A 16,245-nucleotide genomic window follows, 5' to 3' on the forward strand; every position below is an offset into this window, starting at 1 on the left:
TCAGGAAAGTGGTTTGGTAAACCGTTCGGCCGGGCCCTGGCCCAGGGCCGGAGCCGGCCCCAGCGGCGGGTGCTTGTGGCCGTCGAACATGGCCGGAAAAAAGAGCTCGGGCTGCCCGTCGTCTGCGGTGCGCTGCGTGAAGAAGCCCCGGGCCTGGGCATGGGGGTCCTCCAGCGCCTCGCGGCCGGTGTAGACCGGTTCTACCGCCGTGTCCACGCCCTGCAGCCGGTCCATCCACACCGACAGGGGCTGCGTGGCAATGGCCTGCGCCAAAGCCTCGGCCAGGGCCTGTTTGTGCTGGTCGCGCCCTTGGCGGGTGTGCCAGCGCGCATCGCCCAGGGCCGGGGCCAGGTCGCTGACGGCTTGTGCAAAGTTGGTCCAGAACTTGTCTTCCAGCGTGGCAATGCACAGGTGGCGACCATCGGCGGTGCGGTAAAGAGCGCTGTCGGCCATCACATGGGCCAGCTCGGCCGGGGCCTTGTCCGCCGGCGAGCCCAGCATCATCGGCGCCGTCCAGCCCATGGTGGCGTCGTAGATGGAGGCGTCTACATGGCAGCCCTTGCCCGTCTGCTGCACCTGGGCCCGGGCCATGGCCAGGGCCAGGGCGGCCGACTGGCCCGCCACCATGTCCGCCAGGCGGATCTGCGGGCGCACCAGCTGGTGGTCGAGCTGCGAGGGCACGGCGAAGTAGCCGGCCAGCGACAGAAAGCCGATGTCGTGCCCAGGGTGGTCACGGTAGGGGCCGGTCCAGCCAAAGCCCGAGATGGAGCCCACCACCAGGCGCGGCTGCACCTCCATCAAGGTCTGCACCGACAGGCCCAGGCGCTCCAGAGCGCCCGGCCGGAAGCCCTCGACCAGGATGTCGGCCTCGGCCACCATGGCCAGCAATGCCTCGCGCCCCTGCGCCTGCTTGAGGTCGAGCACCACCGACTGCTTGCCCCGGTTGAGCATGGCAAACAAGGCCGGGTTCATGCGCCGCACCGGGTCCCCGGTGGGCGGCTCGACCTTGATGACCTCGGCGCCAAAGCAGGCCAGCAACCAGGTGCAGTAGGGCCCCGGCAGCAACAGCGACAGGTCGAGCACCCGGCAGCCGGCGAGCGGCCTGGGGCTGTTCCACGCGGCGTGGGCGGACATATCAGGCTCCACGATCAGACTCCAGCAGTTCTTTGGCCACGGTGTTGCGCAGGATCTCGCTGGTGCCGGTCAGGATGCGCATCATGCGCAGCATGCGGAACAGCCATTCCACCGGGTTGCCGCGGATCAGGCCCGTGCCGCCATGGATCTGCACCGCCTGGTCGGCAATGCGGAAGGCCGCCTCGGACACGAACAGCTTGCACATCGAAGCCTCCATGCGCAGGGGGGCACCGGCATCGAGCTGGCGCGCAGCATCGAGCGTCATGGCGCGTGCTGCCTGCAGCTCGGTGGCCATGTTGGCCAGCATGTGGGCGATGGCCTGGAACTGGCCGATGGGCTTGCCAAACTGGGTGCGCTGGTTGGCGCGCTGCACCGACAGGCGCAAGGCCAGCTCGGCAAAGCCGATGATGGTGGCGCAGTGCAGCAGGCGGTTGAAGTTGATGCGCCCGATGCCCAGCTTGAAGCCCTCGCCCTCGGCGCCGATGCGGTTGGCGGCCGGCACACGCAGGTCCTGCATGTGCAGGTCGGCATGGCTGGCCTGGCCGTGCATGGCCACGTAGTCGCAAACGACCTGCATGCCGGGGTCGTGCATGTCCACGAAAAAGGCGGAAATACCACGGGCACCAGCCGCCGGGTCGGTGACGGCCAGCACGATGGCCACGTCCGCATACGGTGCGCCCGAGATAAAGCGCTTGTGGCCGGTGAGCAGGTAATGCTCGCCCTGCGCGTCGTGGCCGTGCACGGCACGCGCCTGGATCGCCGCTGCGTCCGAGCCGGCCTGCTCCTCGGTCATCGCAAAGCACACGGCCATCCTGGCGTCGCTGATGGGGCGCAGAAAGCGCTCGATCTGGTCTGGCGTCGCCACCTTGAACAGGTAGCCCACGCGCGGCGGCCCGCTGAGCTCGCCCAGCACATGCTGGGCCAGCACGGCCCCCGAGCCGGCCACGAAGGTCTTGACGCGGCACATCTGCTCGGCGCTGAAGCCGGCGCCGCCTTGCTCGACGGGCAGCATCAGGCCGTAGAAGCCCAATGCGGCCGAACGTTGCCAGACCTGCTGGAGCAGGTCCTTGCCGGGCTGCCCCTCCCAGGAAATGCCATGCGCCTTCTCGAAGGGCAGCAGCTCGTCCTGGATGTAGCGGCCGATGGCGGCCATGGTCTCCTGGACCTGGGTTTCGGTGACGGTAAAGTGGCTCATACGCGGCGCTCCTTGCCAGCCCAGAAGGGTTCGCGCACCAGTCGGCGCACGATCTTGCCGTTGGGATTTTTGGGCAGTTCCTGGATGAAATCAACGGACCGGGGCCGCTTGAAGCCGGGCAGCCGCTCAGTGCAAAAGGCCAGGATGTCCTGTGCCGAGGCCTGGTGGCCGGGCTTGAGCACCACCACTGCCTTGATCTGCTCACCCCATTCCTCGTCCGGGATGCCCACGGCGGCGGCCTCATAGATGGCGGGGTGGGCGAACAGCACCTGCTCGATCTCGGCCGGGTAGATGTTGAAGCCGCCGCAGATGATCATTTCCTTCTTGCGGTCCACGATGTAGATGTAGCTCTCCTGGTCGACCATGGCCAGGTCGCCCGTGCGGTAGTAGCCATCCACAATGGCTTCGGCGGTGAGCTCCGGCGCGTTCCAGTAGCCCTTCATGATGTCCTCGCCGCGCACGATGATTTCACCCACCTCGCCCGGCTGCACGTCCTGGCCCGCATCGTTGACCACGCGCACCTCGGTTTCGGCATAGCAGCGGCCACACGACGCCAGGCGCTTCGGGTTGTGCGCAAGCGCATCCACGTGGTCTTGCTCGGTGAGGATCGTGACCATGGAGTTGGTTTCGCCGGCACCGTAGCCCTGCACCAGGATGGGCCCGAACAAGGCAATGGCTTTTTCCACCAGCGCGGGGGCCATGGGCGCGGCGCCGTAGAGCACCAGGCGCAGCGAGCCCAGGTCGTAGTCCTGGATATTCGGGTGGTTGACGATGCGGTTGATCATGGTCGGCACCATGAACAGGCGCGTCACGCGTTCGCGCTCTATGGTCTGCAGCAGTTCGGTTTCCTCGAACCGCCCCAGCAGCAGGCTGGCCGCGCCGCAGTACATGAGATACATCAGGTTCATGCCACTGGCGTGCGTGATGGGGCCCACATGGGCCTGCACGTCGCCCGGCATGGCTCGGCGCATGGGGCTCATGAGGAACTTGCGCAGCATGGCCTGCCGGTTGCCAAAGGTCTGCATCGCCGCCTTGAGCACACCAGAGCTGCCCGAGGTGTAGTGCAGCACCGCCACATCGTCGCCCTGCGTGGTCCGCTGGGCCCCTGCCGTGGGCTGGCCGGCGATCCAGGCCTCGTAGCCTTCGTCCATATCGACCACACGCAGCAGCGTGGGCACTTCGGCCATGCGGGCCTGGACGGCCTTGGCGTGCTCGCCGCCAGCGATCAGCACCTTGGCCCCCGAATCCCGCAGCATGTGCAGGGCCTCGTCGGTGCTCAGGCGGGAATTGATAGGCACCTTGACGCAGGCCGCCTTGTAGCAGGCCACTTCGGCCTCCACCAGTTCGGTGCGGTTCCAAGCCTGGACCGCCACGCGGTCCCCGGGAACCACCCCGGCCTGAATCAGGGCATAGGCCACCTGGTTGGCACGCTGTTCCAGTTCGGAAAAACTGATGCGCTTGCGGGCGTCGACCAAGGCGGTCTGATCGGGCCAGTAGCGAGCGGCACGGGTAGTGATTGAACCCAGTTCCACGTGATGTCTCCTGTGAAAAGTCTTGCTGTTTCTGCTTTGCTTGTCCTCAGTATCTAGACTTCACCGGGCGCTGCCCAATACCAAATCCGAATCCGCGCCATGCGGCCCGGGCATGGGGCGCATGGCACGGGGGCCATGGCTGGGCATGCGGAAAAACGCAGCCCCACGGACCCGGCAACTCCCCTATGATTTCGCCCACCCACACCACACAGCACCACGCCCACCTCGAAACATGGCCTCCCTTGAGTCGATCATCTCCCTGCGGCAAATGCGCTATTTCGTGTGCGTCGTGGAGCAAAAGGGCTTCACCTCCGCCGCGTCGATCCTGCATGTGGCCCAGCCCTCGCTGAGCCGCCAGGTCGCCCAGCTCGAAGAGGCCATCGATGCGCAGCTGCTGATCCGCACCTCCACCGGGATCATCCCCACCGAGGCCGGACTGAAGGTCTACCAGGCGGCCCGGGATCTCCTGGACAGCGTCAATGGCCTGGGAAACGCCGTGAAGGGCATCCAGCAAGAACCGGAGGGGCGTGTCTCGATCGCCTTGCCCGCCACCTGTGGCACGCAGTTCCTGGCCGATGTCATCAAGACCTGCAAGATCGAGATTCCCAAGGTGGAACTGCATGTGCAGGACACCATCAGCACGATCACCAGCCAGGTGCTGAGCGCAGGCCTGGTGGACTTCGGGGTGCTGCCCAATGCAGAGGAGGTGCAGGGCATCGAGGCCGAACCCATCTTCCACGAATGGCTCTACCTGGTGACCGTGACCGAAGGAAGGAAACGCGCCCCCACCGAAATCGACCTGTCCAGCCTGGCGGGCCTGCCCCTGGTGATGGGCCCCCGCACCATGCACCTGAGGCGCTATGTCGAACGTGTGGCGGCCGAGCAGGGCATTGCCTTGCATGTGCGCTACGAACAGCAGACCGTGGGCACCATCATCGGCGTGGTGCGCTCGGGCCTGGCGGCCACTGTCTCCAACTGGCCTTCTGCGGTGGACCATTTTTCCATCGGAGAGTTTGCGATCCAGAAGTTCGTGAACCCCGAACTGCACCGCGTCATTGCCATTGCCCACCCCATCGACCGGCCCCTGCGCCGCCCCGCCAAGGCCGCATACGACATCGTCAAGCGCCTGCTGATCGAGCGCGTGAAGGACGGACGCTGGCGGGGCACGCTGGTCTGACCCCGCTGCCCTCATCTGCCGGAAGGCGGCCCGCCCCGTGCCACCTGCGCGACAGCCCTGCGCCTGCAGCGCCGTGGTGGCCGGCGTAACATTCCGCCCACCCGGCCCCTACAGCCCAAAGGCCCTGCCGAACCCCTCGGCGGGCGGCCCTGCCCCCTCTTCCTGAGACCCCATGTACCAAGCCCTCCAACCCTCGCGCAGCAGCACGCTGGCCCTGCGCCACCTGAACTACCACGTCCGCCACTGGGGGCCCGACACCAGCCCGCTGCCCACGCTGGTGTTGCTGCACGGCTGGATGGACGTGGGCGCGTCTTACCAGTTCACGGTGGACGCGCTGCAGCGTGAGCGCCGCATCCTCGCGCCCGACTGGCGCGGCTTTGGCCTGACCACCGGCGCGCCAGTGGACCACTACGTGTTTGCCGACTACCTGGCCGACCTGGACCTGCTGCTGGACCACTACGCCCCCGACGAAGCCATCGACCTCGTGGGCCACAGCATGGGCGGCAACGTGGCCATGATGTACGCGGGCGTGCGGCCGCAGCGCATCCGCCGCCTGGTGAACCTGGAGGGCTTTGGCATGCCCGCCACACAGCCCGATCAGGCGCCCAAGCGCTATGGGCAGTGGATCGACGAGCTCAAGCAGTTGCACACCGGCGACATGGCCCTCAAGGGCTACGACAGCCAGGAGGGCGTGGCCCGCCGCCTGATGAAAACCAACCCGCGCCTGTCCGAAGACAAGGCCCGGTGGCTGGCCGGCCACTGGGCGCGGCCCAACGCACAGGGCCAGTGGGAGATCCTGGGCGACCCGGCCCACAAGATCACCAGCGCCCAGCTGTACCGCCTGGACGAGGCGCTGGAGCTGTACAAAAACATCACCGCCCCCGTGCTGGCCGTGGAGGCCAGCGACGACAGCCTGGGCCAGTGGTGGAAAGGCCGCTACAGCCTGGCGGAGTACCACCAGCGCCTGACCCATGTGCGCAACTGCCGCACGGCCGTGGTGCACGATGCAGCGCACATGCTGCACCACGACCAGCCGGCCCAGGTGGCACGCCTGATCGAGGAGTTTCTGGAGCAGCCCTGAAGCGGATTTGAGAAAACAGCCCACAGCGCTTTCTGGATAAGCGCAAGCAGCTATCATTTTTGATTTTTACGCACCACCGCCGGGCGCTCGCCAGCCCGGGCATGCATGCGCCGCAGCCCATCGCAGGGCTTTGCCGGGGCGGCTTGCTTGTCCCATGAGAAAATCGCGGGTTATTCCACAGAACACGCAGGACAAGAACCATGGACGCAGAACGCATCAACCTCATCGGCACCACCCTCGACGACCTGGCTCTGCGCACGCAAGAGTTACGGAGGTATCTTTGACTTCGATGCCAAATTCGAACGCCTGCGCACGGTAAACGCCTCGCTGGAAGACCCGGCGGTCTGGAACGACCCGAAGAAGGCCCAGGAGCTGGGCAAGGAACAAAAGTCGCTCTCCAGCGTGGTCGTCACACTGGACAAGCTCACGCGCGAGCTGGCCGACAACGTCGAGCTGTACGAGATGAGCAAGGAGGAAGGCGATGAGCCCGGCCTCCTGACCATCGAGGCCGAAACCGCCAAGCTCAAGCCGCTGATCGAGGAACTGGAGTTCCGCCGCATGTTCAGCAACGAGGCCGACCCGCTGAACTGCTTTGTGGACATCCAGGCCGGCGCCGGAGGCACCGAGGCCTGCGACTGGGCCAGCATGCTGCTGCGCCAGTACCTCAAGTACGCCGAGCGCAAGGGCTTCAAGACCACGGTCGAAGACGAAACACCCGGCGACGTGGCCGGCATCAAGAGCGCCACGATCAAGATCGAGGGCGAATATGCCTTCGGCCTGCTGCGCACCGAGACCGGCGTGCACCGCCTGGTGCGCAAGAGCCCGTTCGACAGCTCGGGCGGCCGCCACACCTCGTTCGCCTCGCTGTTCGTCTACCCCGAGATCGATGACTCCATCGAGATCAACATCAACCCCGCCGACGTGCGCACCGACACCTTCCGCGCATCCGGCGCAGGCGGCCAGCACATCAACAAGACCGACTCGGCCGTGCGCCTGACGCACATCCCGACCGGCATCGTGGTGCAATGCCAGGACGGCCGCAGCCAGCACAGCAACCGCGACGTGGCCTGGCAGCGCCTGCGCAGCCGCCTGTACGACTTCGAGATGCGCAAGCGCATGGAAGAGCAGCAGAAGCTGGAGGACACCAAGACCGATGTGGGCTGGGGCCACCAGATCCGCAGCTATGTGCTGGACAACAGCCGCATCAAGGACCTGCGCACCGGGGTGGAAATCTCGGCCACGCAGAAGGTGCTGGACGGCGACCTCGACGCGTTCATCGAAGCCTCGCTCAAGCAAGGCGTGTAACGGATGACCGCGCCCACCCAGGCCATCATCTTCGACATGGACGGCACCATGATCGACTCCATGCCCTGGCACGCCCAGGCCTGGGTCTTGTTCGCGCGCCGCCGGGGCATGGACATCGACGTGCCCGACCTCATGGCGCGCACCACGGGCAAGAACGGCACCGAATGCATCGTGGAGCTGCTGGGCCGCGCCGTGTCGCAGGACGAGGCCGACGCGCTCACGCACGAGAAGGAAACCATCTACCGCGAGCTGTTCGCGCCCCGGTTCGCCGAAGTGGCGGGCTTTCGCCAGTTTGCGGCCAAGGTGCGCGCGCGCGGGCTCAAGGTGGCGGTGGGCACGGCCGGCGACCTCGGCAACGTGGAGTTCGCGTTGGGCCACCTGGGCCTGGAGCCAGCCCCGCAGGCCATCGTGCGGGGCGACGAAGGCCTGCCCGGCAAGCCCCAGCCCGCCATCTTCCTGGAAGCCGCGCGCCGCATTGCCACCGACCCGGCACACTGCATCGTCTTTGAAGACGCACCTTTTGGCATCGAGGCTGCCCGCCGCGCGGGCATGCGCGCCGTCGCCATCTGCAGCACCCACACGCCCGAACAACTGGCCGGGCCCCATGTACTGGCCGCCGTGCGCGACTACACCGAACTCATGAACACCGACTTTCTGGAGAGCATCCATGTTGCAACTGCTTAAGGGAGACGGAGCAGGCCAGGCCGTCGCCATCCGCCGCGAGGACTACACCGCCCCCGCCTACTGGATCGACAGCGTCGAGTTGACCTTCGACCTGGACCCGAACAAGACCCGCGTGCTCAACCGCATGACCCTGCGCCGCAACCCGGACGTGGCGGCAGAGCCGCTCAAGCTCGACGGCGACGAGCTGAACCTGGCGCGCGTGCTGGTCAACGGCCAGGGCACCTCGTTCAAGATGGAGGGCGCGCGCCTGGTGCTGGAGAACCTGCCCGAGGGCGAGGAGCCCTTCGCACTGGAGATCTTCACCACCTGCTGTCCCGCCAAGAACACCCAGCTCATGGGCCTGTACGTGAGCCAGGGCACGTTTTTCACGCAGTGCGAGGCCGAGGGTTTTCGCCGCATCACCTACTTCCTGGACCGCCCCGATGTGATGGCCAGCTACACCGTCACGCTGCGCGCCGACAAGGCCCAGTACCCGGTGCTGCTCAGTAACGGCAACCTGGTGGACAGCGGTGCGCTGGAAGACGGCCCCAACGGTGCCCGGCATTTCGCCAAGTGGGTGGACCCGCACAAGAAGCCCTGCTACCTGTTCGCGCTGGTGGCGGGCAAGCTGGTGGCACGCGAGCAGCTCATCAAGAGCCGCTCGGGCGCCAACCACCTGCTGCAGGTCTACGTGCGCCCCGGCGACCTGGGCAAGACCGAACACGCGATGAACTCGCTGATGTACAGCGTGGCCTGGGACGAAGCCCGCTTCGGCCTGCCGCTGGACCTGGAGCGCTTCATGATCGTCGCCACCAGCGACTTCAACATGGGCGCCATGGAGAACAAGGGCCTGAACATCTTCAACACGAAGTACGTTCTGGCCAGCGAAGCCACGGCCACCGACACCGACTTCGCCAACATCGAAAGCGTGGTCGGCCACGAGTACTTCCACAACTGGACGGGCAACCGCGTGACCTGCCGCGACTGGTTCCAGCTCTCGCTGAAGGAAGGCCTCACCGTCTTCCGCGACCAGGAATTCAGCATGGACCTGGCGGGCAGCCCGTCGGCCCGCGCCGTCAAGCGCATCGAAGACGTGCGCGTACTGCGCACCGCCCAGTTCCCCGAAGACGCAGGCCCCATGGCCCACCCGGTGCGGCCCGACAGCTACGTCGAAATCAACAACTTCTACACCGTCACCATCTACGAAAAAGGTGCGGAGGTGGTGCGCATGCAGCACAACCTGGTGGGCCGTGACGGCTTCGCCAAGGGCATGAAGCTGTACTTCGAGCGCCACGACGGCCAGGCCGTGACCTGCGACGACTTCGTGCAGGCCATTGCCGACGCCAACCCGCAGAGCCCCCTGGCGCAGCACCTGCCCCAGTTCAAGCGCTGGTACAGCCAGGCCGGCACGCCCCGCGTGCGCGCCACGGGCCGCTACGACGCGGCCACGCGCTGCTATGCGCTCACGCTGTCGCAAAGCTGCGCCCCCACGCCCGGCCAGAGCGAGAAGCTGCCCTTCGTCATCCCGGTGGAGCTGGGCCTGATCGACGCCAGCACCGGCGCCGCCCTGCCCTTGCACCTGTCGGGCGAAGAGCCGTCCGGCGGCACCTCGCGCGTGGTCGTGCTCACCGAGGCATCGCAAACGCTCACCTTCACCAACGTGGATGCCGAGCCCGTGCCCTCGCTGCTGCGGGCTTTTAGCGCGCCCGTGGTGCTGGACATCGACTACAGCGATGCGCAGCTGCTGGCCCTGCTGGCACACGACGCCGACGCCTTCAACCGCTGGGAAGCCGGCCAGCGCCTGGCGCTGCGCATTGCTATCAATTCAATAGCTGATAGCGCTCAACAGACAAGCGCTGGCGGCCGGTTTGACCATCAGATCCTGCCCGCAGCGTTTGTGGATGCCATGCGTGCCGTGCTGCGCAACCCCCTGCTGGACGCGGCCTTCAAGGAGCTGGTGCTCACGCTGCCCTCCGAGACCTACATCGCGGAACAGCTCGACGTGGTGGACCCGCAGCGCATCCACGCGGTGCGCGAAGCCATGCGCGAACAACTGGCCGTCTCGCTGCAAGCCGACTGGGAAGCCGTGTGGGAGCAGACCCAGGACACCGGCGGCTACCGCCCCGACCCGGTTTCATCGGGCCGCCGCGCCCTGAGCGGCCTGGCACTGCACATGCTGTGCATTGCGGCCCAACACACAGGCGATGCCGTGTGGCCCGGCAAGGCCTACCAGCGCTTCAAGGTGGCCGGCAACATGACAGACCGCTTCAACGCGCTCACGGCCCTGGTCGCCAGCGGCAGCGAGCTGGCCGCCCCGGCCCTGGCACGCTTTCACGCCATGTTCAAGGACGAGCCCCTGGTCATCGACAAGTGGTTCGCGCTGCAGGCAGGCAGCCCCGACCGGGGTGGCAACGTGCTGCCCGCCGTGCGCCAACTCATGCAGCACCCGGACTTCAGCCTCAAGAACCCCAACCGCGCACGCAGCGTGATCTTCAGCTACTGCAGCGCCAACCCCGGCGCCTTCCACCGCGCGGACGCGGCAGGCTATGTGTTCTGGAGCGACCGCGTGATCGAGCTCGATGCCATCAACCCGCAGGTCGCTGCCCGCCTCGCCCGCGCGCTCGACCGCTGGAAGAAGCTGGCAGCCCCCTGGCGCACGGCGGCCCGCGAAGCCATCGCCCGCGTGGCCGCCAAGCCCGACCTCTCCAATGATGTGCGCGAGGTCGTCACCCGCGCACTGGCAGATTAACCATCACGCAGCAAAGACCGATATGGCAAAAAGCATCAGCCTGACCCGCTACCTCGTTGAACAACAACGGGTGGACGGACTCATCCCCTCGCAACTGCGCCTGCTGCTCGAAGTGGTGGCCCGCGCCTGCAAGAGCATCAGCCACGCCGTGAACAAAGGCGCACTGGGCGGCGTGCTGGGCACGGCCAACAGTGAGAACGTGCAGGGCGAAATCCAGAAAAAGCTCGACATCATCGCCAACGAAGTGCTGATCGAAGCCAACGAATGGGGCGGCCACCTGGCGGCCATGGCCTCGGAAGAAATGGACGGCATCTACCTGGTGCCCAACCGCTACCCCCAGGGTGAATACCTGCTGCTGTTCGATCCCCTGGACGGCTCCAGCAACATCGACGTGAACGTGAGCATCGGCACCATCTTCAGCGTGCTGAAAAAACCCGATGGCGACCGGGGCGTGGAGGAAGGCGACTTCCTGCAGCCCGGCCACCAGCAGGTCGCGGCGGGTTACTGCGTCTATGGCCCGCAGACCACGCTGGTGCTCACCGTGGGCGACGGCGTGGCCATGTTCACGCTCGACCGCGAACAGGGCTCCTTCGTGCTCACCGAAGAAAACGTACGCATCCCCGAGGACACCAAGGAATTCGCGATCAACATGAGCAACATGCGCCACTGGGACGAGCCCGTGAAGCGCTACATCGACGAATGCCTGCAAGGCAAGGAAGGCCCGCGCGGCAAGGACTTCAACATGCGCTGGATTGCCAGCATGGTGGCCGACGTGCACCGCATCCTGACCCGTGGCGGCGTCTTCATGTACCCCTGGGACAAACGCGAGCCCAACAAGCCCGGCAAGCTGCGCCTGATGTACGAGGCCAACCCCATGGGCTGGCTGGTGGAGCAGGCCGGCGGCGCAGCCACCAATGGCAAGCAACGCATCCTCGACATCCAGCCCACCCAGTTGCACGAACGCGTCAGTGTGATCCTTGGCTCAAAAAATGAGGTAGACCGCGTGACAAGCTACCATTCCACGCTATAATTTAAGTCTTACGCCGGTGTAGCTCAGTCGGTAGAGCAGCTCATTCGTAATGAGAAGGTCGGGTGTTCGATTCATCTCTCCGGCACCATATAAAAGCCTCTGATTCGCAAGGATCAGAGGCTTTTTGCATTGGCGTTGGAGTCTGTTCACCGGCTCAATGCCCAAAGACACGCAGCCCCACCAACACCAGGACCGCCAAGCCGAGTGCCAGCGTTGTGGCCTGCCAGAAGACCACCGGATTGCGCTCGACCAGGGGGACACCCCGTGTCTGCCGAAACTGCAGCCTGGGCGGTGAATGCAGGTCGTGCAGAAACTCCGACACGGCCTCCTGGCGCTTGGAGGGATCGGGGTGCAGGGCCTTTTGCAGCACGCCGTCCAGCCAATCGGGCATCTCGGGCCGAAGGTGGCGCACCGGCACATACCGCAGTTTCTTGAGATCAGTGGCAGAGCGCAGGTGCACCACCTGCAGGCCGTAGGGCAGTTGCGCGGTCAGCATCTGGTAGGCCAGCACCGCCAGCGAGAACAGGTCGGAGCGGGCCGTGCTCTCTCGGCCCATGAAGCACTCCGGGGCAGCGTACTGCAGGGTTCCCGCGATGGGCTCCGCCGTTCTTTCTTCTGGCGTGGCGGGTGCCAGCCCTGCGACCTGGGTGGCGCCAAAGTCGATGATGCGCACGGTGCCGTTGCGGTCGATCATCACGTTCTCGGGCCGCAGGTCCTGGTGCAGCATTTCCTTGAGGTGCATGGCATGCAGCCCCTTGGCCACCTGCGCAATGATGCCGCGCACCGCATCCAGGCCGGGACGCGGGTGGTCCACCATCCACTGGGCCAGCGTCTGGCCCTCCACAAACTCCATCGCAACATACACATGCCGGCGGGGGCTGTCGCTGGCATGGGGCCGGAGCACATGGGGGCTGTGGATGCGGCGCGCCACCCACTCCTCCAGCAGAAAGCGGTCCAGGTAGTCGGGGTCGCCGCACATGTCCACCGACGGCGTCTTCAGCACGACCTGCTGGCCCGTCCGCTCTTCCACGGCCAGATGCACATGGCTGCGCGCACTGGCATGCAGTTCACGCACCACGCGATAGCCTTCAAACTGCATGCGCGGAGACAATGGCGGCGGCAGGGCCAGCCCTTCACGCAGCACCTGCAGGTTGTCGAGGCTGGCATCGGGCAGCGCGTCGATGCGCAGCAACTGCACGGTCATGTCGTCGTCGCCCCCCCGCGCCTGGGCCGCATCGACCAAGGCTTGCGCGGCAGCGTCGAAGTCGTCGGCAAAGCGGGAAAGCGCATCGCGCACAACAGCGGCATCGAGGTGGGCATAGGCCCCGTCGGTTGCCAGCAGGTAGATGGCGCCAACCTCGGCCACCATGCAGCCGTAGTCGATCTCGACATTGGCACTGGCACCGAGCGCGCGCGCCAGGAAGGATTCCACCGACGAAAGGTGGACACGGTGGTCCTTGGTCAGCTGCTCAAGGGCCTGCGCATGCAGGCGGTAGATGCGCGCATCGCCCACATGCAGCAGATGGACTTCGCGGCCTTTCAGGATCAGTGCACTGAAGGTGCAGACATAGCCGCGGTCCTTGTCGAAGCGTGCGTGGCTGCGCAGGGTTTGCGCATGCAGCCAGGCATTGGTGGCCCCCAGCACACGCTGTGCCGAGCGGCGCACCGACCAGGCGTCGGACGTGGCGTAGTAGTCGTCCAGAAAGCTGCGCACCGAGGCCGCGCTGGCCTCCTGGCTGACCGCGCTGGAGCCAATGCCGTCGGCCAGGGCCACCACAATGCCTTTGCTGCCAAGCAAGGGCTCGCCGGGCAGCATGGCGCCATGGAAGTCCTGGTTGACTCCTTTGCGCCCCGCTCGGGAATGTTGGCCCAGGGTGACACGCAGTGCTGCAGCCATGGCTCAGCCTCCCCGCACCGCCCGGGCCGCACTTTCGCAGGCGGTCATGCCACGCGGCGCTTGGGCGCCGTCTTGTAGTGCGTCGAATACAGCGTGGCCCCCACGAAGGTCAGGCCGCCCACCAGGTTGCCCAGAACAGTGGGGAGTTCGTTCCAGATCAGGTAGTCCATGAGCGTGAACTTGCCACCCAGCATCAGGCCCGTGGGGAACAGGAACATGTTGACGATGGAATGCTCGAAGCCCATGTAGAAGAAGATCATGACGGGCATCCACATGCCAATGGCCTTGCCGGAGACCGACGTGGACATCATGGCGGCGACCACCCCGGTGGAAACCATCCAGTTGCACATCACCCCCCGGATGAACAGCGTGAGCATGCCGGCGGCACCGTGCGCTGCGTAGCCCAGGGTGCGCCCCTCGCCGATGTGGCCCAGCTTCTCGCCCACGGCGTTGGGGGCCTCGCTGAAACCGAAGGTGAAGATGATGGCCATGAAAACAGCCACCGTGAGCGCGCCAGCGAAGTTGCCAACAAACACCAGGCCCCAGTTGCGCATGACACCGCCCCAGGTCGCGCCCGGGCGCTTGTCGAACACGGCGAGCGGGACCAGCGTGAAAACGCCGGTGAGCAAATCAAAACCCATGAGGTACAGCATGATGAAACCCACCGGGAACAGCATGGCGCCGACCAGGGGATTGCCGGTGTTGACCGTGACGGTCACGGCGAACGCCGCGGCCAGGGCCAGAATGGCGCCGGCCATGTAGGCGCGGATGAGCGTGTCGCGGGTGGACATCAGCAGCTTGGATTCACCGGAATCGACCATCTTGGTCACGAACTCGGCAGGGGCGAGATAGGCCATTTGACTTCCTTAGGACGGGGAACGGGCTCCCCCTCGGGCATGCGGCCCAAGGCGGTAAAAAAGAAAACGGCGTCCAACGTGTGACCCGCCTGAGCGGGCGACACAAAGGACGCCGTTATCCTTGGATGCGCGATTCCGTGGTCTGCTGCAGGGATCTGCAGGCAGGAAGCACCAGGCCGCCGTTAGCATGGAACGCTCTTGGGATGAGCAAGTTCCGTACCGTGGCTAAAAGGGGTTTTCAGGCGTTCCGGGCCCGTTAAGGGGCACCCCAGCGGCGCGGGCCTGCACAAGGGCTGGGCACCGCACTGCACGGCACCAACTTGGGTCGGTCAGGGTTGCGGCTTGGGGGCCCGCTGGCCCTGCTGCGCAAACGCAAAATCCGGCAGCGACAGCGTGGCCTCGGCCACGTCCAGCAGGCGGCGATTCTGGTCCATCGAGGTTTTCTGCAGCACCCGGAAGGCCACCTCTTCATTCATGCCCAGCCGCGCCATCAGCACCCCCTTGGCCCGCTCGATCACCTTGCGCTCGTTGAGCGTGCGGCGGGCGGCGTCCAGCTCGGCCTCCATGCCGGCCATGCGCGCAGACTGGGTCTGCAGCAGGTCCACCAGCGAGGCCGATTCGCCCGTGTGGGCAGCCCCCACCGGATCGGGCAGGGCCGAGGGCGCCAGGGCCATGTCAAAGAACCGGTCCACGGCATGGGTGCGCTGCGGCGGGTTGTCGCGCAGGCCGCGCAGCAGGCCCTTGGAGTCCTGCAGGTCCTGTTGGGCTTCGAGGATGCGCGCCTCGCAATCCTCGCGCAGGCGCTTGACCAGATCCACCTGCAGGTGCCACAGCGCATTGATGCGCTCGGAACACACGTCGAACCAGGTGTCGCTGAGGTCGCTGTCGAGCGCCGCCCCCGGCCGGGCCACGCACAGCGCACGGCGCAGGCGCTCCAGCTGGGCCACGGCCGGCACCAGTTGCTGCTGCTCCCAACGCGCCCGCAGCGCGGGTTCGGCGAATTCGGCAAACACGCGCAGGCTGCGCTCCTGTGCATCGATGAGGTGAATCACCCGCTGCTGGTGCGCTTCGTTGCTGCTGCCAGACGCATACAGCAGGGCCCCCAGGGCCCGCTCCTGGCCTGCCTCTTCCTCGGCCTGCACCAGGTGCAGCAAGGCCACCAGCATGCGCGACACACTGGGCAGGCCCGCTGCATCGGCCACATGGAAGACCAGCTCGATCAACCCGGCGATGAGGTGGCTGTAGGCCGCCACGGAGTCGTGCGCCGTCATCGCCTGGCGCTCGATCTGGGTGCGCAGCGCCGGCAGCGACTCCAGGCCCAGCAAGGCCCACGCCATCAGCGACAGCGCCTTGGCGGTGGCGCCCTGCCCCGGCTCGATATGCTGCGCAAACACTTCACGCAGCCGCGCCTCCAGGGGCGCAACCTCCTCCATGACACGCAGCCGCACATCGGCAAACCGCTGGGCCTTGGATGCCAGGTACGCGCCCGAGACCCCCCGCTCCCGCTGCAGGCCCTGGATCAGTTGCCCGATCACATCCACCAGCTCGGCGCGGCTGGCCAGGTGCCGCACGGCATCGATCTCCAGCTGCTTGGAGCGGAGCACAAGGTTCGATACGGACAAAGG

12 protein-coding genes and 1 tRNA gene are annotated in these 16,245 nt (G+C 66.2%); 7 read left to right on the forward strand and 6 right to left on the reverse strand.

Annotation, left to right across the window (positions count from 1 at the left end):
• From DBV10_RS18855 to DBV10_RS18865, 3 genes are read right to left on the reverse strand one after another with little or no spacing between them, the layout of a single operon-like run.
• Positions 1 to 1,134 (reverse strand): CaiB/BaiF CoA-transferase family protein, encoded by a 1,134-nt coding sequence (locus DBV10_RS18855; protein ID WP_124515135.1) that lies wholly within the window; start codon positions 1,132 to 1,134, stop codon positions 1 to 3.
• 1 nt (position 1,135) lies between these two features.
• Positions 1,136 to 2,329, reverse strand: coding sequence for an acyl-CoA dehydrogenase family protein (locus tag DBV10_RS18860; RefSeq protein ID WP_124515136.1), 1,194 nt, complete (start codon positions 2,327 to 2,329; stop codon positions 1,136 to 1,138).
• Entirely contained in the window at positions 2,326 to 3,861 is a 1,536-nt protein-coding gene (locus DBV10_RS18865) for an AMP-binding protein (protein ID WP_124515137.1), read from the reverse strand. Before DBV10_RS18865 ends, DBV10_RS18860 begins: the two co-directional genes overlap by 4 nt.
• A gap of 232 nt (positions 3,862 to 4,093) precedes the next feature.
• Here DBV10_RS18865 and DBV10_RS18870 point away from each other — a divergent pair, with 232 nt between their 5' ends.
• The 7 genes from DBV10_RS18870 to DBV10_RS18900 all read left to right on the forward strand — a co-directional run bounded on the left by DBV10_RS18870 (position 4,094) and on the right by DBV10_RS18900 (position 11,954).
• Entirely contained in the window at positions 4,094 to 5,038 is a 945-nt protein-coding gene (locus DBV10_RS18870) for a LysR family transcriptional regulator (protein WP_158616835.1), read from the forward strand.
• Between the two features lie 172 nt (positions 5,039 to 5,210).
• Positions 5,211 to 6,119 (forward strand): alpha/beta fold hydrolase, encoded by a 909-nt coding sequence (locus DBV10_RS18875; protein ID WP_124515139.1) that lies wholly within the window; start codon positions 5,211 to 5,213, stop codon positions 6,117 to 6,119.
• A gap of 200 nt (positions 6,120 to 6,319) precedes the next feature.
• Positions 6,320 to 7,424 (forward strand): peptide chain release factor 2 gene (gene prfB / locus DBV10_RS18880; protein WP_124515140.1). Its coding sequence is split into 2 segments (ribosomal slippage): positions 6,320 to 6,400 and positions 6,402 to 7,424, totalling 1,104 coding nucleotides; the frame shifts between segments, so codons are not numbered across the junction.
• A gap of 3 nt (positions 7,425 to 7,427) precedes the next feature.
• Positions 7,428 to 8,108: an HAD family phosphatase gene (locus tag DBV10_RS18885; protein ID WP_124515141.1), complete on the forward strand. Its 681-nt coding sequence runs from the start codon at positions 7,428 to 7,430 to the stop codon at positions 8,106 to 8,108.
• On the forward strand, positions 8,092 to 10,836 hold the full coding sequence (pepN, locus tag DBV10_RS18890; RefSeq protein ID WP_124515142.1) for an aminopeptidase N: 2,745 nt from the start codon (positions 8,092 to 8,094) through the stop codon (positions 10,834 to 10,836). The genes DBV10_RS18885 and pepN overlap by 17 nt, the downstream gene beginning before the upstream one ends.
• A 22-nt stretch (positions 10,837 to 10,858) precedes the next feature.
• On the forward strand, positions 10,859 to 11,866 hold the full coding sequence (locus tag DBV10_RS18895) for a class 1 fructose-bisphosphatase (protein WP_124515143.1): 1,008 nt from the start codon (positions 10,859 to 10,861) through the stop codon (positions 11,864 to 11,866).
• Between the two features lie 12 nt (positions 11,867 to 11,878).
• Positions 11,879 to 11,954, forward strand: a tRNA-Thr gene (locus DBV10_RS18900).
• Between the two features lie 66 nt (positions 11,955 to 12,020).
• Here the strand turns inward: DBV10_RS18900 and DBV10_RS18905 are convergent.
• From DBV10_RS18905 to DBV10_RS18915, 3 genes are all read right to left on the reverse strand, one after another.
• Positions 12,021 to 13,763, reverse strand: a complete 1,743-nt coding sequence (locus DBV10_RS18905) for a bifunctional protein-serine/threonine kinase/phosphatase (RefSeq protein ID WP_124515144.1) — start codon at positions 13,761 to 13,763, stop codon at positions 12,021 to 12,023.
• Positions 13,764 to 13,807: 44 nt separating this feature from the next.
• The gene (locus DBV10_RS18910) at positions 13,808 to 14,620 is read right to left on the reverse strand and encodes a formate/nitrite transporter family protein (protein WP_124515145.1); all 813 of its coding nucleotides are present in this window, start codon (positions 14,618 to 14,620) and stop codon (positions 13,808 to 13,810) included.
• 329 nt (positions 14,621 to 14,949) lie between these two features.
• Complete coding sequence (locus DBV10_RS18915; protein WP_233589980.1) at positions 14,950 to 16,224, reverse strand: nitrate- and nitrite sensing domain-containing protein; 1,275 nt, start codon at positions 16,222 to 16,224, stop codon at positions 14,950 to 14,952.
• Positions 16,225 to 16,245: the final 21 nt, after the last annotated feature.

Source organism: Acidovorax sp. FJL06 (assembly GCF_003852545.1).
Lineage (GTDB): Bacteria > Pseudomonadota > Gammaproteobacteria > Burkholderiales > Burkholderiaceae_C > Acidovorax.